The organism is Isoptericola jiangsuensis (assembly GCF_048320105.1).
Classification (GTDB): domain Bacteria; phylum Actinomycetota; class Actinomycetes; order Actinomycetales; family Cellulomonadaceae; genus Isoptericola; species Isoptericola jiangsuensis_A.
This window is the reverse complement of sequence record NZ_CP182942.1, coordinates 1548128-1566849: the sequence shown is the minus strand read 5'-3', so window position 1 is coordinate 1566849 and position 18722 is coordinate 1548128. Positions and strand designations below refer to the sequence as shown.

Below are 18722 nucleotides of genomic sequence, written 5' to 3'. Positions count from 1 at the left end.
ATCAGATGTGCAGACCGCACTCGGTCTTGTCCACGCCGGACCAGCGGCCGGCGCGGGCGTCCTCCCCGGCGGACACGCGCCGGGTGCAGGGCTCGCAGCCGATCGACGGGTAGCCGTCGTTGAGCAGCGGGTTGACCGTCAGGCCGTGCCGCAGGGCGTAGCCGACGAGGCGGTCGTCGTCCCACGCGGCGATCGGGTTGATCTTCACCAGGTTGTTGTTGTGGTCGAAGGTCACCAGCGGCGCCTGGGCACGGGTGCCGGAGTCGGCACGCCGCAGGCCGGTGGCCCACGCCTCGTAGCCCCCGAGGATCTCCCGCATCGGCTCGACCTTGCGCATCCGGCAGCAGGCCTCCGGGTCGCGGGCGAACAGGTCGGCGCCGTAGGCCTCGTCCTGCTCGGCGACGCTGAGGCGCGGGCGTACGTCCACCACGGTGACGTCGATGGAGTGGGCCACGGCGTCCCGCGTGCCGAGGGTCTCGGCGAAGTGGTAGCCGGTGTCGCCGAACAGCACGTCCACCCAGGGCAGCTGCCGGCTGACCAGGTACGACAGCACCGAGTCGGTCATGGAGGACGCGACGGCCAGGGAGTCGCCGAACTGTTCGACCGCCCAGGCGATGACCTCCTCGGCGGAGGCCTCGTCGGGCGCCCCGATCCCGGAGCCGCCCAGCTCCGCCTGGCCGCGGCGGGCGATCTCGGAGAGCTCGGCGATGGAGCGGCGACGCCGTTCCCGACCGTCCACGCGCGCGTTGCGGCGCGCCTGGGACCGGCGGCGCTCGTCGACGCGGCGACGAGCGGCGGCGGCCGCCTCGGCCAGCGGCGACGCCGGGGCGTCGGCGTGCGTCGAGGGCGCGACGCCCAGCGGCACGGACACGGCCGTCATACGAGCACCTCCTCGTCGGCGCGCAGTGCCCACGCGGCGAACGTCTCGCCGGCGGTGCGCTGGTCGGCGAACCGGCGCACGATGCGCTCGACGTAGGCGGCGACGTCGGTCGCGGGGACCTTGAGGCCGCGCACCGTCCGGCCGAGGCCGCCCGCGTCCTGGCCCTGACCGGCGAGGCTGCCGCCCAGGTGCACCTGGAAGCCCGGCATCTGCTCGCCGTCGACGGTGATGATCTGCCCCTTGAGGCCGATGTCCGCCGTCTGGATGCGGGCGCACGAGTTCGGGCAGCCGTTGACGTTGAGCCCGATCGGCACGTCGAGGGTCGAGGTGACGTCCTGCAGACGCTCCTCGAGCTCCGCGATGACGCCGGCCGCCGTGTCCTTGGTGTCGACGATCGCGAGCTTGCAGAACTCGATGCCGGTGCAGGCGAGCGTGGTGCGACGGAACAGCGACGGGCGTGCGGTGAGCCCCAGCGGCTCCAACCCCTCGACGAACTCGTCGACACGGTCCTCGGGCACCCCCAGGACGACGACCTTCTGGTGGGCGGTGAGTCGCGCCGCGTCGGCCCCCACGGACTCGATGAGGTCGGCCAGGCCGTCGAGCGTGTTGCCCCCGACGCGACCGACGACGGGCGCGGCGCCCACGTAGAAGCGGCCGTCCTTCTGCTCGTGCACGCCGACGTGGTCACCCGGGCGGGTGGCCGGCGCGGGCGGGGGACCGTCGGGCAGCTCGTAGCCGAGGTACTCGTCCTGCAGCACCTGGCGGAACTTGGGAGCGCCCCAGTCGGCGAGCAGGAACTTCAGACGGGCCTTGTTGCGCAGCCGACGGTAGCCGTAGTCGCGGAAGATGCTCGTGACGCCCTCCCAGACCGCGGGCGCCTGCTCCGGGGTGACGAACGCGCCGAGTCGCTCGCCCAGGCGCGGAGCCGTCGAGAGCCCGCCGCCGACCCACAGGTCGAAGCCCGGGCCCAGCTCGGGGTGCACGACGCCGACCAGCGAGATGTCGTTGATCTCGTGCGCCACGTCGAGGCTCGGGTGTCCCGAGATCGCCGTCTTGAACTTGCGGGGCAGGTTCGCCAGCGCGGGGTTGCCGATGAACTGCCGCTTGATCTCCGTGATCACGTCGGTCGCGTCGAGGATCTCGTCGGCGGCGACGCCGGCGACGGGGCTGCCGAGGAACGGACGGGGCGAGTCGCCGCACGCGGTCGTCGTCTCCAGGCCCACCGAGTCGAGACGCCGCCAGATCTCGGGCATGTCCTCGACCTCGATCCAGTGGAACTGGATGTTCTGGCGGTCGGAGATGTCGGCGGTGCCGCGGGCGAACTCCGTCGAGATGCCGCCCAGGACGCGCAGCGCCTCCGGGGACAGGGCGGCGCCGTCGGATCGCACGCGCAGCATGAAGTAGCGGTCCTCGAGCTCGTGCGGCTCGAGCGTGGCGGTGCGGCCGCCGTCGATCCCGGGCTTGCGCTGGGTGTACAGGCCCCACCAGCGGAAACGTCCGTGCAGGTCGTCGCCGGGGATGGAGTCGAAGCCGTCGCGGGCGTAGATCGTCTCGATGCGCTCGCGCACCTCGAGCGGGGGCCCCTCCTGCTTGAACTCCTCGTTGTGGTTCAGCGGGGTGGTGCCGTCGATCTTCCACTGCCCGTTCGGGCGCGGGGCTCGCGCGGGGCGCGCCGGGCGGGCGCCGTCGGGCCGGGCGCCCGCGGGGGCAGCACCGTCGCCACGGGTGGCGCGTGCGGGGCGCTGGGTTGCCTCGGTGGCCTGCTCGTCAGGGGTCGTGGTGTGCGTCTGCGTCGTCATGGGGGAGAGATCCTCGGGTCCTCGGGGGCGGGACGCGCGACGACGGGTGCTCAGCGAGGGTGGGCCGAGACCAGCGGCGCGCGCCGGTGCTCAGGTCCGCAGGGCGCGGACGGGGCTGAGGTGGGGCGCGATCAGCGACAGCAGCACTGACAGCTGCGCAGGCACATGCGCATCGGGCACGCCGACATCTCGCGACGGGTGGTCGCGTGACGGGGGAGTGCAGCCGTGGTCATGCGCACGAATCTAACCCGCCGTCCCCGGGTGAGGAAACCCTGCGTCCGCATGGTGGGACGCTGCCCGCTGGTTGAGACGGTTGGGCGGGGTTTTCTGACGGCCGCGTCATCTCGTTAGTCTGGTGCCATGGAGTTCGTCTACAACCTTCTCGCCTTCCTGCACTTCATCGGCTGGGCGATCGTCTTCGGTGGATACCTCGCCTCCCTGCGCAGCCCCGGCCTGTACCGGGGCGTCTTCCACGGCGCGCTGGCCGCCCTCGTGGGCGGCGTCGGCATGGTCGGCGTCGCGGAGGCGAGCGGGATGTGGGACGACGGCGGTCCGGACATGGCCAAGATCGGCGTCAAGCTGACCTTCGCGCTGGTCATCGCCGTCCTCGCGTTCGTGGCCAAGCGCCAGGGCGCCAAGGGCGACAACGGCACCGGCGCCGTCGCGCCGGGCCTCAAGCACGCCATCGGCGGGCTCACCCTCGTCAACATCGCCATCGCGGTCTTCTGGCACTGAGCACCCCCCTCGCCCGCAGGGGGTCCGCCGCACCACGGCGTCTCCGCACCTCCGCACCTCTGCACCCCCCACCTCCGCACCGGCGCCCCGCGACCTCGTCGCGGGGCGTCGTCGTCCCGCCGCCGACGGCACGACGGCCGCCGGCGGCGGGCATCGCGCGGCGGGCGTCCCGCGGCAGGTGACCCTGCACCGGGCCCGAGCGTGGGGTCGGTCCCGGCCGAGCCCGGGACGTGGGACAGTTCCTCCGTGAGCGTCCTCGGTGAAGTCCTCGTCGGCCTGGCCATCGTTGTCGGGCTGGTCGGCATCGTCGTCCAGATCCTGCCCGGCAACGCCCTGATCTTCACCGCGATCCTCGTGTGGGCGTGGGTCACGGGCGGCACCGCCGCCTGGGTGTGCTTCGCCGTCGCGGCGGTCGCGATCGGGCTCGCCGAGCTCGGGCAGTGGCTGCTGGCCGGGCGGCACATGCGCCGGGCGGACGTCCCCTGGGCGGTGCTCGCCGTGGGCGGCCTGGCGGGCGTCGTGGGGTTCTTCGTGGTGCCCGTCGTGGGGCTCTTCCTGTTCTTCACCGTCGCCGTGATGATCCTGGAGTACCTGCGTCGCCGCGACGTCCGCGCCGCCTGGTCCGCCACCGTCGCCGCGCTCCAGGCGATGGCGATCACCATCGGCGTCCAGCTCCTGGGTGGTCTCGTCGCCACCGGGGTGTGGGTGGCCGGGCTGATCGCCACCTGACGGCCCGTCGCGCACCGCCCGCGGTGCGGCAGCCCTGATCCGCGCGGCACCTCGCCATCCGATCGGTACTTCGCGATCAACGCGGCACTTCGTGATCTGGTCGGCAGTCAGGAGTGCCGACCAGATCACGAAGTGCCGCGTAGACCGTGCCGGCCCGCGTAGGTTGAGCCGGTGCAGATCCTCGTCCAGCCCCTCGACCGCCTCGACCCCCGCACCGCCTACGGGATGTGGCGGCTGCGCCAGGACGTCTTCGTCGTCGAGCAGGACTGCGCGTACCCCGACCTGGACGGCCGCGACCTCGAGGCCGCGACCCGCCACGTGGTCATCCTGGACGACGACCGCGTGGTCGCCACGGCGCGCGTGCTCGACGACGGCGTCGAGCAGCGCATCGGCCGCGTCGTGTGCCATCCCGACGTGCGCGGCACCGGGGCGTCCGGCGATCTGATGCGCGCCGCCGTCGACGCCGCGACGCGGGCCGCGCCGGACCAGGACGTCGTCCTGGGTGCGCAGTCGCCGCTGGTGGGGTTCTACGGGCGCTTCGGGTTCGTCGTCGACGGGCCCGAGTACCTGGAGGACGACATCCGGCACACGCCGATGCGCCTTCGCCGCTGACCCTGTCGGGCCCGAGCCCGCCCCGGCACTCGCCCGCGATCGGCCGCCGGGCAACCGCTCGCCCGGCAACGGACCGGGTCGCCCCGCCCGCCGGCGGGTCCCGTCCGATCGCCTGATCGCGCGGTTTCGGTCTGCCCGGCGGGCCGCGCCCGATCGCGCGGTTTCGGTCTGCCCGGCGGGCCGCGCCCGATCGCGCGGTCTCGGTCCGGACATGCGCCGTCGACAGAACCCCTTGACCGCACCGCCCTCGTGTGTCACTGTATTAAGCACTTAGTACAGATCGGGGGAGGGCGCGTGCAGTTCGACAACGCCTCACCGATCTGGGCCCAGCTCGTCACCGAGTTCTCCCGGCGGATCGTCACCGGCGAGTGGCGCCCCGACGGCCGGATCGCCGGTGTGCGCGACCTCGCCGGCGAGCTGGGGGTCAACCCCAACACCGTCCAGCGGGCGCTGGCCGAGCTGGAACGTCAGGGACTGTGCCGCTCGGAACGCACCGCGGGACGGTTCGTCACCCCTGACACCGCACGTATCGACGACGCCCGTGCCGGCCTCGCCCGCCAGGCCGCCGACGACTACGTCCGCCGGGTCCGAGGGCTCGGCATGCCGGCCGACCACGCAGGTCGCCTGATCGAGGAGAGATGGGATGACCACCACACCGACCCTGCACCAGGAGAGTGACCCGGCCATGACCGAGCAGCCCGCACTCGTCAGCGTCCGTGGCCTGACGGTGCACTACGGCTCGCGCACCGCGCTGGACGGCCTCGACCTCGACCTGCCCGGCGGCCAGATCGTCGGCCTGCTCGGTGAGAACGGGTGCGGCAAGTCCACGCTGATGAAGGTGCTCGCCGGGGTGTACGCCGACCATCGCGGCGAGGTGCGGGTGGCCGGGCTCCCGCTCGGCCCGGCCACCAAGGCGGTCGTGTCCTACCTGCCCGACCGCAGCGCCCTGCCCGAGCGTGCCCGGGTTCGCTACTGCCTCGAGCTGTTCGAGGACTTCTACCCCGACTTCGACCGGGCGAAGGCCGCCGAGCTGATCGCTCGCTTCCGCCTCGAGGAGTCGACGCGGCTCGAGGAGATGTCCAAGGGCATGCGCGAGAAGGTGCACATCGCCCTCGCCATGGCCCGCCGCGCGCGGGTGTTCCTGCTCGACGAACCGATCTCGGGCGTCGACCCCGCGGCCCGCGACGGCATCCTCGACGGCATCCTGCGCACGCTCGACGACGACTCGCTGCTCGTCATCGCCACCCACCTGGTCCACGACCTGGAACCTGGGCTCGACTCGGTGGTGATGATGCGCCACGGCCGGGTGCTGCTGACCGGTGCTGCGGACGAGCTGCGCGCCGAGCACGGCGAGAGCCTGGAGCAGATCTTCCGAAAGGTGTACGGCTCATGATCACCCTGCTCAAGCACGAGATCCTCCGCACCCGAGCCGTGCTCGGCCTCGTCACCGGGGTGGCCGTGCTCCTCGCCCTCGCGGGGGCGCTGCTCGGCGCCACGGGGTGGCCCGTGCTCGCCTCGCTCGGCACGGTCCTCGCGTACGGGGCCGCCTTCGTCCTGGTGCCGGTCGCGCAGATCCTGCTCGCGGTCCACTACTGGCGGTCGAGCTACGGCCGCACCGGCTACCTCACCCAGACGCTCCCGGTGAAGGGCTCCACGATCTACTGGTCGAAGATGCTGTGGGCGTGGCTGGTCTCGCTCGTCGGCGTCGTGGTGGCCGTGGGCATCGCGCTCGGCGCCACCCGCCTGATCGCCCTCGGCGGCGGACCGCTGGCCGTCGAGGTCTCCCTGCGTGACGGGTGGCGCAGCCTCGTCGACGTGGCGTCCTGGTGGGGAGCCGTCGCGCTGGTCCTCGCCGTGCTGAGCCTCGTCCTCATCTGGCCCACGCAGTACTTCTTCGCCGCGTCGCTCGGCAGCGAGGCGCCCCTCAACCGGATGGGGGCGGGCGGTCCGATCGTGGTGTGGCTCGGGGTCTACCTGGCGATCCAGGTCCTCACCTTCGCCTCGTTCGCCGCCGTCCCGCTGGCGATCGGGGTCGAGGGCGACGGCCTCGCCCTGGTGCACTTCGACCTGTTCGCGGAGATGCTCGCCGGCTCGGACCCGCAGGTCGTGCCGATCGGCTTCCTGCCGGCGCTGCTGCTGACCACGCTGGTGTGCCTGGCCTGGTCGGTGCGGTCCTGGGGGCGCCGGGTCTCGCTGGTCTGACCGGGGCGTGGTCGGCCCGAGTCGGCCGAGCCGGCCTCAGCCGGCCTCACTCGGACGCCGGCAGCCGGTGGGTGACCACGGGCGTCACCGACACCTCGACGGCGACGGGCGCTCCGAGCGCGTCGCCGAGCGAGGACTGCAGCTCGTCGAGCGGAGGCAGGGAGTCCGAGGTCCCGGTGAGGGCCACGGCCACGGTGCCCGTGTCGACGGACACCTCCGAGACGGCCAGGTCCGGTGTGTCGTCGAGCCACTCGGTCACCACCTCCTGCGCGGTGCCCCGCTGCGACGTCGTGGTGAGCAGGCCGTCGGTCGTGAGCAGCAGCGGCAGCAGGATGAGCAGGGCCGCGGTGACGAACGGCGCGAGCGTCAGGACGATCTGGCGTCCGCCACGACGCAGCGCGTCCGGGTCCGCCACACCGGCGAGCACGAACACCACGGCGGCGGACAGCACGATGGACACGAAGTTGGTGCTGAAGAGCAGCAGCGCGCCCGCGGCGTCCTCGGGCCGCCCTGCGCTGAGCGCCACGCCGACGACGGACAGCGGCGGCACGAGCGCGACGGCGATCGCCACCCCGCCGAGCGAGGACGCCACGCGGCGGTCCGCCGTGGCGAACGCCCCGGCGGCACCCGCTGCGAGCGCGACGAGCATGTCCAGCAGCGTGGGGTTCACGCGCGAGGAGATCTGGGAGTTGGTGTCGAAGGGGACGACGCTCGGCACCCACGTCGAGATCACGAACGCGAGGCCGACGGCGACCACCACGCCGGCGATGATGAGGGCCAGCGAGCGCAGGGACCGCACGGCCCACCCGCTGACCAGTGCTGCCGCCAGGCCGAGGATCGGGGTCATGAGCGGGGCCACGAGCATCGCACCGATGACGACGGCGGTGGAGTCTTGGAGCACCGCGAGGGTCGCGATGGCGACGCTGAGCACGAGCATCGTCCACCAGGCGATCCGTTTGCCCACGATCTCGGGGCGCTCCAGGTAGAGCTGGTCGGCCAGCTCGGTGCGACGGTCGGCGCCGACGTCGGTGTGCTCGACCCACGACCAGAGGATCTCGGTGAACGACGGGTAGAGGCCTTCGGGCCGCTCGTGGTGCCCGGAGGCGATCCGGTAGCCGTACGCCAGCGTGATGGTGCCGCCGATGACGGCGAGGAGGCCGACGCCGGCCGAGATCCAGTCGGTGTAGACGTCCGGGGTGGCGATCACCAGGACGGACAGCGCCAGCCCGACGGTGCCGCCGGCGTAGCGGGGCGCCCGGCGGGTCCTGTCTCGGCTCACCACGGCGAGCAGCAGGGTGAGCAGGCTGCGTACCAGCAGGTAGGCGGCGCCCAGCACGATGGTGGCGGCCAGTGCGTCCTGCGTCCACACCAGGAAGACGGCGGCGAGCGCGAGCGACACGGCTCCGCGCAGCGCCGCCGCGACGCGGGCCGTCATCCGCAGGTGCCGTCGGCGGGTGGTGGTCCACAGGTCGTTGATGCCGGAGGTGAGCAGCCCGAGGCCGACGACGAACTCCGTGAGCTCGTGGGACAGGGCCGGTACAAGGACGAGGACGAGCCCGATGACGAGCGCCACGGTCCCGCCGACGGTGGACGGGTTGACCAGGCGGGCCGGGTGGGCCAGCAGGTCCGCGAACGTCACCGGCGTCGTGGTGACGGCCGTGTCGCCGGTGTCCGTCGCTGCCTTCTCCATGGCCGAAAGATAGCCGCGCGGCGTCGGGTCGGCGCGTCCAGATGTCCCCGGCAGCGCCTACGCTGGGTGCGCCATGACTTCGCTCTTCGACAGCCTCTCCCTGCCCGGTCTCGACGCGCCCGCTGCCGGCGCCACCGCGCGCCTTCCCACCACGGCGCCCCGCTGGGACGACGACGCGGCCCCGGACTGGGCGCGACGTTCCGACGACGGCGCCGGTGACGGCGTCGACCGAGCCTCTGACGACGCTCGTGAGGAAGCTCGCAAGGAGGCGGCGCGAGCGCTGCTCGACGGCCTCAACGAACCCCAGCAGGACGCCGTCGTGCACGAGGGCTCGCCGCTGCTCATCGTGGCGGGCGCCGGGTCCGGCAAGACCCGGGTGCTGACCCACCGCATCGCGCACCTGCTCGCGACGGGCCGCGCCCGGCCCGGTCAGATCCTGGCGATCACGTTCACCAACAAGGCGGCCGCGGAGATGCGCGAGCGCGTCCAGCAGCTCGTCGGCCCCGCCGCGGGGCGCATGTGGGTGTCGACGTTCCACTCGGCGTGCGTGCGGATCCTGCGTCGCGAGGCCAAGACGCTGGGGCTGCGCTCCAGCTTCTCCATCTACGACGCCGCGGACTCCCAGCGGCTCATCACGCTGGTGTGCCGCGAGCTCGACCTCGACGTCAAGAAGTACCCGGCGCGCTCCCTGGCGAACAGGATCAGCGACCTCAAGAACGAGCTCGTCAACCCCGAGACGTACGCGCAGCGCGCCGGGGCGGACGTGACGACGGACGGGTGGCGCGAGCGGGCGGCCGCCGGCGGCGGCATCGCGGACGCGAGCACGGGGCAGCACGACGCCGTGCTGGCGGACGTCTACCGCCGCTACCAGGCGCGCCTCGCCCAGGCGCACGCGCTGGACTTCGACGACATCATCATGACGACCGTCAACCTGCTGCAGGCGTTCCCGGCCGTGGCCGAGCACTACCGGCGCCGGTTCCGGCACATCATGGTCGACGAGTACCAGGACACCAACCATGCGCAGTACGTGCTGGTGCGCGAGCTCACGGGCACCCCGGACGCGGGGCTGGACCCGGCCGAGCTGACCGTCGTCGGCGACGCCGACCAGTCCATCTACGCGTTCCGCGGGGCCACGATCCGCAACATCGTGGAGTTCGAGGAGGACTACCCGGACGCGCGCACGATCCTGCTGGAGCAGAACTACCGCTCGACGCAGAACATCCTGTCGGCGGCGAACGCCGTCATCGACCGCAACACGGCTCGCCGTCCGAAGCGCCTGTGGACGGACGCCGGTCCGGGGAGAAGATCGTCGGCTACGTCGCCGACGACGAGCACCACGAGGCGCGGTTCGTGGCGCAGGAGATCGACCGGCTCGGCGACGACGACGGCGTGCGGCCCGGGGACGTGGCGATCTTCTACCGCACCAACGCCCAGTCCCGGGCGCTGGAGGAGGTGCTCATCCGTGTCGGGCTGCCCTACAAGGTGGTCGGCGGGACGCGCTTCTACGAGCGCAAGGAGGTCAAGGACGCGGTCGCCTACCTGCGCGCCCTGTCCAACCCCGACGACGACGTGTCCGTGCGGCGTGTCCTCAACGTCCCCAAGCGGGGCCTGGGCGACCGTGCCGAGGCGCTGGTCGCGGGCTTCGCCGACGGTGAGCGCATCTCGTTCGGTGCCGCGCTCGACCGCGTGGACGACATCGCCGGGATGACGACGCGCACCCTGCGCCCGCTGCGTGCCTTCGCGGAGATGATGGCGGAGCTGCGTGCGCTCGTGGACTCCGGGGCCACCCCGGCGGAGGTGCTCGGCGCCGTGCTGGACCGCACCGGCTACCTCGCCGAGCTCCGGGCGAGCGACGACCCGCAGGACGCCACCCGGGTGGAGAACCTCGCCGAGCTGCACGCCGTCGCCGCGGAGTTCACCGAGATGGACCCGGAGGGCGACCTGGGCGACTTCCTCGAGCGGGTCTCCCTCGTGGCGGACGCCGACCAGATCCCCGACGAGGACGTGGTCGACGGTGGCGCGGAGCACGAGGCGGAGGCCGAGCCGGTCGAGGACCCCGGCGTGGTCACCCTGATGACGCTGCACACGGCCAAGGGGCTGGAGTTCCCCGTGGTGTTCCTCACCGGGATGGAGGACGGCACGTTCCCGCACATGCGGTCCCTGCACGACGACGGCGAGCTGTCCGAGGAGCGCCGGCTCGCCTACGTGGGCATCACGCGCGCCCGCCAGCGGCTCTACCTGTCGCGGTCGGCGACCCGCTCGGCGTTCGGCATGTCGAACGAGTTCCCGCCCAGCCGGTTCCTCGACGAGATCCCCACCGACCTGATCGACTGGCGCCGGGCGGAGTCCGCGACCCAGACGTTGCGGCGCGGTGGCTCCGCCTGGGGATCGTACGGCGGTCCGCGTGCCGGCCAGGGCCGCCGGCCCGTCGCCCGGCCGGGCGGCTCGGGCGCGACGTCGGGGCGGGTCATCACGCGCCGTGACGCCGCTTCCCCGACGGCGGCACCGGGCGGGGCCTCGTCGTTCGGCTCGGCGACGCCCCGCCAGGACTCCGACATCCCGACGCTCGACGTCGGGGACCGGGTGACGCACGACGCCTACGGCGTCGGCACCGTCGTGGCGGTGGAGGGTGCGGGGCACAACGCGGTGGCGAAGATCGACTTCGGGGCGGACGGCACCAAGCGGCTGCTGCTGCGCTTCAGCCCGGTCACCAGGCTCTGAGACCGCGCCCGCCGCGCCTCCGCGTGCGAAGGGCCCGCCGGGTCTAGCCTTCCCGCAGAGACACGCCAGGGGGCGTGCCACCCGCGGGAGCGCACATGGCGACGCAGACGGAGTCGGGGCAGGGGCTGCAGGGTCGCACGCCCGCGGCACCTGCCACGCCAGGTGGGGCGCGACGGACGACCGACCCGCACCGCCGTCGTCGGGCGTCGGGCTCGCGCGAGCGTGTCGTCGGTCTCGACGCGCTGCGCGCGCTGGCCGTGCTGCTCGTCATCGCCTACCACGTCTCCCCGACGACCCTGCCGGGCGGGTTCCTCGGCGTCGACGTGTTCTTCGTGGTCAGCGGGTTCATCATCACCACGCTGCTCGTCCGCGAGATCCAGGGCTCCCGCCGCATCCGGCTGGCCGAGTTCTGGCGACGCCGTGCCCGGCGGCTGCTGCCGGCCCTCGCCGTCGTCGTGGTCGTCTCGGTGGTGGCGGCCCGCATCGTCTCGCCCGACCTCCTGGTCGGCATCGGGCGGCAGGTGCTCGGCGCCGCGACGTTCTCGAGCAACTGGCTGGAGATCTCCGCCGGGACGAGCTACTTCGACGAGACCGCACCCCAGCTCTTCCAGACGTTCTGGTCGCTCGCCGTGGAGGAGCAGTTCTACCTGCTCTGGCCCGTCGTCCTCGTGCTGCTCATCGTGCTGACGCCGGCGGGACGGGCGCGCGAGGTCGTCGTCGCCGCCGGCGCGCTCGCCTCCGCGGTCGCGATGGCCGTGATGTACGTCCCGGGGGGCGACCCGACGCGGGTCTACTACGGCACCGACACCCACTGCTTCGGGCTGCTGCTCGGGGCCGCCGCGGCGCTGCGGTGGAGCACGGGGGGTCGGCTGCTGCCGGAGCGCGCCTGGTGGGCGGTCCCGGTCGGGCTCGGGGGCCTGGCCGCCCTCGTGGCCGGCCTGCACGCCGACTCCGCGTGGGCGTACCGCGGAGGAATCCTGCTGGGCAGCGTCCTGGCGCTCCTGCTGGTGGCACGCTGCGCCGACGTCACCGAGGTCGGACGGCGGACGTTCGGCGTCCGGCTGGCGGAGTGCCGCCCCGTGGTGTGGGTCGGTGCGCGCTCCTACGGGCTCTACCTGTGGCACTGGCCCGTGCTGCTCCTCGTCGATGCCGCGGTGGGTGCTCAGCCGGGCACCCCGCAGTGGTGGCGTGGGGTGGCGCTCGCGACGGGGATCACGCTGCTCGCCTCGCCGGCCTCGTACCGGTGGGTCGAGACGCCTGTGCGCCGGGACGGGTTCCGGGCGACGGTCCGTCGGGTGGCCGGGGCGCTGGGTGCGTTCGCGCCGCGGCCGGTGGCCGCGCGCGTCCTGGCCGGGACGGCCGCGCTGGTGGTGCTCGTGGCCGGGGTCGCCGTGGCGACCGCCCCGCAGGTCTCCCAGGCGCAGCTCGCGGTCGAGCGGGGCCAGGCGCTGCTCGCCCAGCAGGCGGAGTCCGGCGCGGTGTCGGAGCCGGTGTCGAACGAGGGGGACGACGGGGCGGACGACGCCGCGCCCGTGCAGGACGAGGACGACGCCGACGGAGCGGACCAGGGCGACGAGGCCGTCGAGGAGGACGGGGCGAAGGAGGCGGACGAACCGGCCGACGACGCCGCGAGCGACGAGACGGACGAGGCCGCGGCCGAACCTGCCCAGGAGAAGATCACGGGCGACCGGATCTCGGCGTTCGGGGACTCGGTGCTCTCCGGCGCGGCACCGGCGCTGCTCGACAGGTTCCCGGGGATCGACGTGGACGGCCTGCCGATCCGCAAGTGGGTCGACGCCCCGGAGATCGTCCGCGCGGCCGAGCGGGACGGCGACCTGCGGGAGGTGGTGGTGCTGCAGTTCGGCACCAACGGCGGGTTCGCGTGGAACGGTGCCGTCGAGGCGCTGGAGGAGATCATCGACCTCGCCGGCCCCGACCGGACCGTCGTGGTGGTGTCCACGGTCGGGGTGAGCAGCTGGGTGCCCGAGACGAACAAGACCCTCGACAAGATCGCGGCCAAGCACGACAACGTGTACGTGGCCCCGTGGGCCGATGCCGTCCGCGACCGCCCTGGCCTGCTCTACGACGACCGGACCCACCCGAACGTCGAGGGCATCGAGGTGTACGCGAAGGTTCTCAAGAAGACGCTCGCGCAGATCGGCTGACCCCCTCAGGCCCGGACCTGCTCGACGGTGTCCCGCAGGGTAGGGACGTCGGTGCCGGCGTCGTGCAGGGCGGACTGCAGGACGCGGCCGCCCGGGCAGTCGGCGCGCAGCACACCGAGCAGCAGGTGGCGCCTCCCGATGCTCTTCTCGTGGAGCCGGACCGCCTCCCGCAGGGACAGCTCGAGCGCCTTCCTGGCGTCCTTCGCGAACGCGTGGTGCCCGCCGCGTCGGGCCGTGCGCCGTCCGGCACGGTCCAGCGAGCCGGGGCCGAACACCTGGTCGGCCTGCTGCCTCACACGGTCCACGTCGACCCCGACGGCGGCCAGCGCGGCGCCGTCGAGCGGGTCGCCGGCGGCGAGGTCGCGCCGGGCGCTCGCCGCGACGTCGTCGGGGTCCGCGCCGACGGCGCGCAGGGCGGTGGCGACGGGGCCGGGGCCCTGCGCGAGGGCGACCACGAGGTGGCGGCTGTCGATGGTGGGTGAGCGGAGCTCGCGGGCGACCTGCTGGGCGTCGACGACGACGGAGCGTGCGTCGCGGGTGAACCTCTCGAACATCAGAGCCTCCTGGCGTGCTTCTTGTGGACGGCCTGGCGGGACACCCCGAGCGCGGCGGCGATCTCCTGCCAGGACCAGCCGAGCGAACGGGCACGTTCGACCTGGAGCGTCTCCAGGCGGTCGGCGAGGTCGCGCAGCGCCCGCACGGCACGCATCCCGGCGCCGGGGTCGTCCCCGGCCGCTGCGGTGATCGTCTGGTCCGTCATGGTGTCAACCTAGATTGACGCACGCCACGTGTCAACACTGGTTGACGGCTCGTCCGTGCCGCCTCGCGCACCGGTACGACGGCGCGGAAGCGCTCGAGCGCCTGTGCGATCCGTCACGTCGGGAGGCCAGATCGTCGACGGGCGTAGGACCGGCGGCGGCCTGCGGGCTACTCTGGACGAGATGTCTTGACGTCGAGACATCGCTCAGGCCGGCCTCTGCCGACCCAGGGGCACAACCGATGGAAGGACGCAGCAGGGTGGACCTGTTCGAATACCAGGCTCGCGACATCTTCGAGAAGCACGGCGTGCCCGTGCTCGGGGGCGTCGTCGCGACGACGCCCGAGGAGGCTCGCGCAGGCGCAGAGAAGCTGGGCGGCGGAACCGTTGTCGTCAAGGCCCAGGTCAAGACCGGCGGCCGTGGCAAGGCCGGTGGCGTCAAGCTCGCGCACTCGCCGGCCGAGACGCAGGAGAAGGCCGAGGAGATCCTCGGCATGGACATCAAGGGCCACACGGTCCACCGCGTGATGATCGCGGAGGGTGCCAAGATCGCCGAGGAGTTCTACTTCTCCGTGCTCCTGGACCGCTCGAACCGCAACTACCTGGCGATGTGCTCGGTCGAGGGCGGCATGGAGATCGAGCAGCTGGCCGTCGAGCGTCCCGAGGCCCTCGCCAAGGTCGCCGTCGACCCGATCGTCGGCATCGACGAGGCCAAGTCCATCGAGATCGTCACCGAGGCCGGCTTCTCCGCCGAGCTCCAGGCCCCGGTCGCCGACGTCATCCGCAAGCTCTGGACCGTGTTCACCGCCGAGGACGCCACCCTCGTCGAGGTCAACCCGCTGGTCCGCACCGAGGACGGCGCGATCATCGCCCTCGACGGCAAGGTCACCCTCGACGAGAACGCCTCCGAGGTCCGTCACCCGGACCACGCGGCGCTCGAGGACGCCGAGACGGCCGACCCGCTGGAGGCCAAGGCCAAGGCGAACGGCCTCAACTACGTCAAGCTCGACGGCGAGGTCGGCATCATCGGCAACGGCGCGGGTCTGGTCATGTCGACCCTCGACGTCGTCGCCTACGCCGGCGAGGCCCACGGCGGCGTCAAGCCCGCCAACTTCCTCGACATCGGTGGCGGCGCGAACGCCCAGGTGATGGCGAACGGCCTCGACGTCATCCTGGGTGACCCGCAGGTCAAGAGCGTGTTCGTCAACGTCTTCGGCGGCATCACCGCGTGCGACGAGGTCGCCAACGGCATCGTCGGCGCGCTGAAGATCCTCGGCGACGAGGCCACCAAGCCGCTGGTCGTGCGCCTGGACGGCAACAACGTGGCCCTGGGCCGCGAGATCCTCGCCGAGGCGAACCACCCGCTCGTCACGCTGGCCGAGACCATGGACGGCGGCGCCGACAAGGCTGCCGAGCTGGCCAACATCTGACCGCCCGCGGACCCTAGAGAGCAGAGACAAGAACAACCATGTCGATCTACCTGAACTCCGACTCGAAGATCATCGTCCAGGGCATCACGGGCGGGATGGGTGCCAAGCACACCGCCCTCATGCTCGACTCCGGCGCACAGATCGTGGGCGGCGTGAACGCCCGCAAGGCCGGCACCACCGTGGAGCACAAGGACCACGAGGGCAACGACGTCACCCTGCCGGTCTTCGGCACGGTGAAGGAGGCCATGGCCGAGACCGGGGCGAACGTCTCGGTGCTGTTCGTGCCGCCGGCCTTCACCAAGGACGCCGCGATCGAGGCCGTCGACGCCGAGATGCCGCTCATCGTCGTCATCACCGAGGGCGTGCCCGTCCAGGACACGGCCGAGGTGTGGGCCTACCTGCAGGGCAAGTCCACGCGCATGATCGGCCCCAACTGCCCGGGCATCATCACGCCGGGCGAGTCGCTGGCGGGCATCACCCCGCACACGATCACCGGCAAGGGCCCGGTGGGCCTGGTGTCCAAGTCGGGCACGCTGACCTACCAGATGATGTACGAGCTGAAGGACTTCGGCTTCTCGACCGCCATCGGCATCGGCGGCGACCCGATCGTGGGCACCACCCACATCGACGCGCTCGAGGCCTTCGAGAACGACCCCGAGACCAAGGCGATCGTCATGATCGGCGAGATCGGCGGCGACGCCGAGGAGCGTGCCGCGGCCTACATCGCCGAGCACGTGACCAAGCCGGTCGTGGGCTACGTCGCGGGCTTCACCGCCCCCGAGGGCAAGACGATGGGCCACGCCGGCGCGATCGTGTCCGGCTCGGCCGGCACCGCGCAGGCGAAGAAGGAGGCCCTGGAGGCCGTCGGCGTGAAGGTCGGCAAGACGCCGTCCGAGACCGCCGCGCTCATGCGGGAGATCCTGCAGGCCCTCTGAGCCCTGCGTCCCTGACGCCGAGGCACCAGGTCTGCCCCGAGCCGCCCCCGCGAAGGCCGGCTCCCGGCAAACCTGGTGCCTCGGCGTTTTGGTGCCCGACGGCGGTGCCCGGCCGGGAGACGATGGGGCCGTGAGCCCGCCCAGTCGCCCCAGCACCGCCCGCGTCGTCGAACCGGAGGGCCCGGTCCCGGCCGTGGGCCGGGTGCGCGAGCGGTTCGCGATCGCGTCCAGCGGCGTGTGGGCGGCGCTGCAGGCGCTCGCCCTGTCCTACGCCGTCGTCGCGCTGACGGCGGTCGTCGTCGTCCTGGACGCGCCCTCGACCTCGGGCGCCGACGGCGGTCTCGGCGCGGGCGTGTCGGTCGCCACGGGTCTGTGGCTGCTCGCCCACGGTGTACCGCTGACGGCCGGACCCGCCGCCGTGACGGTGGTGCCGCTCGGGCTGACCGCTCTGGTGGTGTTCACCCTGCACATCAGCGCGAAGCGCTCCGCCGCGCCCACGCTGGCCGCGTGGGTCGGGGGGACGGTCGCCTACGCCGCCGGGACGACGGCGCTGGCGATCGTCCTCGACCTCGGCGCGACGGCGACGCCCCGCGACGGCGTCGGCCTCGTCGTCCAGGTCGGTGCGGCGGTGGTCGGCGGGCTGGTGGTCGGGGGCGGCGGTCTCGCGCTCGGGATGTTCTCGGCGCCGGACGGCCCGCTGCTGGCCGGGCTGACGCCGCGGCTCGATCCGTACCTGCCCGACACGTTGCGGCTCGGGCTGCGCGCCGGCGTCGTGGGCGTCGCGCTCGCCACCGGCCTGGGTGCCCTGCTGACGGGCGTGTGGCTGGTGCTGGGACGCACCACGGCCGCGGAGGTCGGTGCCGGTCTCGGCGGGAGCTGGATCGGCTCGGTGATGCTCGTGCTCGCCCAGGTGCTGCTGGTGCCGAACCTGGTGCTGTGGGCGACCGCGTGGCTGGCCGGCCCGGGGTTCGCCGTGGGGACCGGCAGCACGTTCTCCGCGTCGGCCACGCAGTCGGACCTGCTGCCCGCCGTCCCGCTGCTGGGTGCGCTGCCCGGCGAGTCGTGGTCGACGCCGTACGCGCTGTGGGCGCCGGTGCTGCTGGTCGGCTGCGGGGCCGTGGGCGGGTGGTTCGCGTGGCGCAACCTCGAACCCGCACTGGTGCGCGGCGTGGACCTGGCGTGGATCGCCGCGGGCGGGGTCCTGGCCGCGGGCGGGATCACCGTGGTGCTGCAGTGGCTGGCGGGCGGCGCGGCCGGCGGGGGACGGTTCGCCGTGGTCGGGGCCGACCCGTGGGTGACCGGGGCGCTCGTGGCCGCCGAGGTCGGCGGGGGAGCCGCGGTGACGCTCGCCGTGTGCTGGGGTCGTGAGGTCGCCGGTCGCCGGAGATCGGACGCCGGACCCGACGCATAGGGTGTTCCCGTGCAGACACCTTCCGGTCACCCCGTCGCCCCGGCACCCGGCGCTCGTCTCGTCGTCCTGGCCTCCGGCGGTGGTTCCAACCTGGCGGCGCTGCTCGCCGCGCACGACGACGGCGCGTACGGCGCGCGGGTCGTCGGCGTCGTCTCGGACAAGCCGGCCGCCGGCGCCCTGGACCTGGCACGGGACGCCGGGGTGGCGTCCGTCGTGGTCGCTCCCGGCGACTTCGACGACCGGGCCGCGTGGAACGTCGGGCTGGCGGACGCCGTGGACGTGTTCCGGCCGGACTGGGTGGTGCTGGCCGGGTTCATGCGGATCCTCGCGCCGTCGTTCCTGACGAGGTTCCCGGGCCGGGTCGTCAACACGCACCCGGCGCTGCTGCCGTCGTTCCCCGGCGCGCACGGCGTGCGCGACGCGCTGACCTACGGCGTCCGGGTCACGGGCTGCACCGTGCACGTCGTGGACGACGGCGTGGACACCGGGCCGATCATCGCCCAGGCCACCGTGCCGGTGCTGGACGACGACGACGAGTCCTCGTTGCACGAGCGGATCAAGGTCGCCGAGCGTGCGCTGCTGGTCGAGACCGTCGGGCGGGTGGCTCGCGAGGGGCTCCGGGTCGACGGCCGTCGCGCCCTGGTGGGCTGACGGCC

The 18722-nt window shown here is 73.0% G+C and carries 16 protein-coding genes and 1 pseudogene; 12 read left to right on the top strand and 5 right to left on the bottom strand.

The genetic code is table 11. The annotated features are described in order from the left end of the window. Window position 1: 1 nt before the first annotated feature. Window positions 2-880 (bottom strand): phosphoadenylyl-sulfate reductase, encoded by an 879-nt coding sequence (locus ACNHYB_RS07315; RefSeq protein ID WP_418277768.1) that lies wholly within the window; start codon window positions 878-880, stop codon window positions 2-4. Further along, window positions 877-2679: a nitrite/sulfite reductase gene (locus ACNHYB_RS07310; protein WP_418277767.1), complete on the bottom strand. Its 1803-nt coding sequence runs from the start codon at window positions 2677-2679 to the stop codon at window positions 877-879. The genes ACNHYB_RS07315 and ACNHYB_RS07310 overlap by 4 nt, the downstream gene beginning before the upstream one ends. A gap of 360 nt (window positions 2680-3039) precedes the next feature. Here ACNHYB_RS07310 and ACNHYB_RS07305 point away from each other — a divergent pair, with 360 nt between their 5' ends. The 6 genes from ACNHYB_RS07305 to ACNHYB_RS07280 all read left to right on the top strand — a co-directional run bounded on the left by ACNHYB_RS07305 (window position 3040) and on the right by ACNHYB_RS07280 (window position 6957). Further along, window positions 3040-3414, top strand: coding sequence for a hypothetical protein (locus ACNHYB_RS07305; RefSeq protein ID WP_418277766.1), 375 nt, complete (start codon window positions 3040-3042; stop codon window positions 3412-3414). 246 nt (window positions 3415-3660) lie between these two features. Beyond that, a complete protein-coding gene (locus ACNHYB_RS07300) occupies window positions 3661-4143 on the top strand; it encodes a DUF456 domain-containing protein (RefSeq protein WP_418277765.1) in 483 nt (160 codons plus the stop codon). Window positions 4144-4314: 171 nt separating this feature from the next. Continuing rightward, entirely contained in the window at window positions 4315-4755 is a 441-nt protein-coding gene (locus ACNHYB_RS07295) for a GNAT family N-acetyltransferase (RefSeq protein WP_418277764.1), read from the top strand. Between the two features lie 294 nt (window positions 4756-5049). Further along, the gene (locus ACNHYB_RS07290; RefSeq protein WP_418277763.1) at window positions 5050-5433 is read left to right on the top strand and encodes a GntR family transcriptional regulator; all 384 of its coding nucleotides are present in this window, start codon (window positions 5050-5052) and stop codon (window positions 5431-5433) included. Beyond that, entirely contained in the window at window positions 5399-6148 is a 750-nt protein-coding gene (locus tag ACNHYB_RS07285; RefSeq protein WP_418277762.1) for an ABC transporter ATP-binding protein, read from the top strand. The genes ACNHYB_RS07290 and ACNHYB_RS07285 overlap by 35 nt, the downstream gene beginning before the upstream one ends. Continuing rightward, the gene (locus tag ACNHYB_RS07280) at window positions 6145-6957 is read left to right on the top strand and encodes a hypothetical protein (RefSeq protein ID WP_418277761.1); all 813 of its coding nucleotides are present in this window, start codon (window positions 6145-6147) and stop codon (window positions 6955-6957) included. Before ACNHYB_RS07285 ends, ACNHYB_RS07280 begins: the two co-directional genes overlap by 4 nt. 46 nt (window positions 6958-7003) lie before the next feature. Here ACNHYB_RS07280 and ACNHYB_RS07275 read toward each other — a convergent pair whose 3' ends face one another. Next, window positions 7004-8647: a DUF389 domain-containing protein gene (locus tag ACNHYB_RS07275; RefSeq protein WP_418277760.1), complete on the bottom strand. Its 1644-nt coding sequence runs from the start codon at window positions 8645-8647 to the stop codon at window positions 7004-7006. A gap of 73 nt (window positions 8648-8720) precedes the next feature. Here ACNHYB_RS07275 and pcrA point away from each other — a divergent pair. Together pcrA and ACNHYB_RS07265 are read left to right on the top strand one after the other, a co-directional pair. Continuing rightward, window positions 8721-11368, top strand: a pseudogene (gene pcrA / locus ACNHYB_RS07270) (DNA helicase PcrA). A 95-nt stretch (window positions 11369-11463) separates the two neighbouring features. Continuing rightward, window positions 11464-13533 (top strand): acyltransferase family protein, encoded by a 2070-nt coding sequence (locus ACNHYB_RS07265; RefSeq protein ID WP_418277759.1) that lies wholly within the window; start codon window positions 11464-11466, stop codon window positions 13531-13533. Window positions 13534-13538: 5 nt separating this feature from the next. Here ACNHYB_RS07265 and ACNHYB_RS07260 read toward each other — a convergent pair whose 3' ends face one another. Next, window positions 13539-14087, bottom strand: coding sequence for a Clp protease N-terminal domain-containing protein (locus tag ACNHYB_RS07260; protein ID WP_418277758.1), 549 nt, complete (start codon window positions 14085-14087; stop codon window positions 13539-13541). After that, window positions 14087-14293, bottom strand: a complete 207-nt coding sequence (locus ACNHYB_RS07255; RefSeq protein WP_418277756.1) for a helix-turn-helix domain-containing protein — start codon at window positions 14291-14293, stop codon at window positions 14087-14089. The genes ACNHYB_RS07260 and ACNHYB_RS07255 overlap by 1 nt, the downstream gene beginning before the upstream one ends. A 257-nt stretch (window positions 14294-14550) precedes the next feature. Here ACNHYB_RS07255 and sucC point away from each other — a divergent pair, with 257 nt between their 5' ends. The 4 genes from sucC (at window position 14551) to purN (ending at window position 18717) form a co-directional block, all read left to right on the top strand. After that, complete coding sequence (sucC, locus tag ACNHYB_RS07250; RefSeq protein ID WP_418277755.1) at window positions 14551-15720, top strand: ADP-forming succinate--CoA ligase subunit beta; 1170 nt, start codon at window positions 14551-14553, stop codon at window positions 15718-15720. Between the two features lie 38 nt (window positions 15721-15758). Next, a complete protein-coding gene (gene sucD / locus ACNHYB_RS07245; RefSeq protein WP_418277754.1) occupies window positions 15759-16655 on the top strand; it encodes a succinate--CoA ligase subunit alpha in 897 nt (298 codons plus the stop codon). A 130-nt stretch (window positions 16656-16785) separates the two neighbouring features. Continuing rightward, entirely contained in the window at window positions 16786-18066 is a 1281-nt protein-coding gene (locus ACNHYB_RS07240) for a DUF6350 family protein (RefSeq protein WP_418277753.1), read from the top strand. A gap of 9 nt (window positions 18067-18075) precedes the next feature. Continuing rightward, complete coding sequence (purN, locus tag ACNHYB_RS07235) at window positions 18076-18717, top strand: phosphoribosylglycinamide formyltransferase (protein ID WP_418277752.1); 642 nt, start codon at window positions 18076-18078, stop codon at window positions 18715-18717. Window positions 18718-18722 lie beyond the last annotated feature (5 nt).

Coding starts and splice junctions, on each gene's coding strand:
- ACNHYB_RS07265 (WP_418277759.1), top strand. CDS start 11,464: ATGGCGACGCAGACGGAGTCGGGGCAGGGGCTGCAGGGTCGCACGCCC.
- ACNHYB_RS07280 (WP_418277761.1), top strand. CDS start 6,145: ATGATCACCCTGCTCAAGCACGAGATCCTCCGCACCCGAGCCGTGCTC.
- ACNHYB_RS07260 (WP_418277758.1), bottom strand. CDS start 14,087: ATGTTCGAGAGGTTCACCCGCGACGCACGCTCCGTCGTCGTCGACGCC.
- ACNHYB_RS07275 (WP_418277760.1), bottom strand. CDS start 8,647: ATGGAGAAGGCAGCGACGGACACCGGCGACACGGCCGTCACCACGACG.
- sucD (WP_418277754.1), top strand. CDS start 15,759: ATGTCGATCTACCTGAACTCCGACTCGAAGATCATCGTCCAGGGCATC.
- ACNHYB_RS07315 (WP_418277768.1), bottom strand. CDS start 880: ATGACGGCCGTGTCCGTGCCGCTGGGCGTCGCGCCCTCGACGCACGCC.
- ACNHYB_RS07310 (WP_418277767.1), bottom strand. CDS start 2,679: ATGACGACGCAGACGCACACCACGACCCCTGACGAGCAGGCCACCGAG.
- ACNHYB_RS07305 (WP_418277766.1), top strand. CDS start 3,040: ATGGAGTTCGTCTACAACCTTCTCGCCTTCCTGCACTTCATCGGCTGG.
- ACNHYB_RS07285 (WP_418277762.1), top strand. CDS start 5,399: ATGACCACCACACCGACCCTGCACCAGGAGAGTGACCCGGCCATGACC.
- ACNHYB_RS07255 (WP_418277756.1), bottom strand. CDS start 14,293: ATGACGGACCAGACGATCACCGCAGCGGCCGGGGACGACCCCGGCGCC.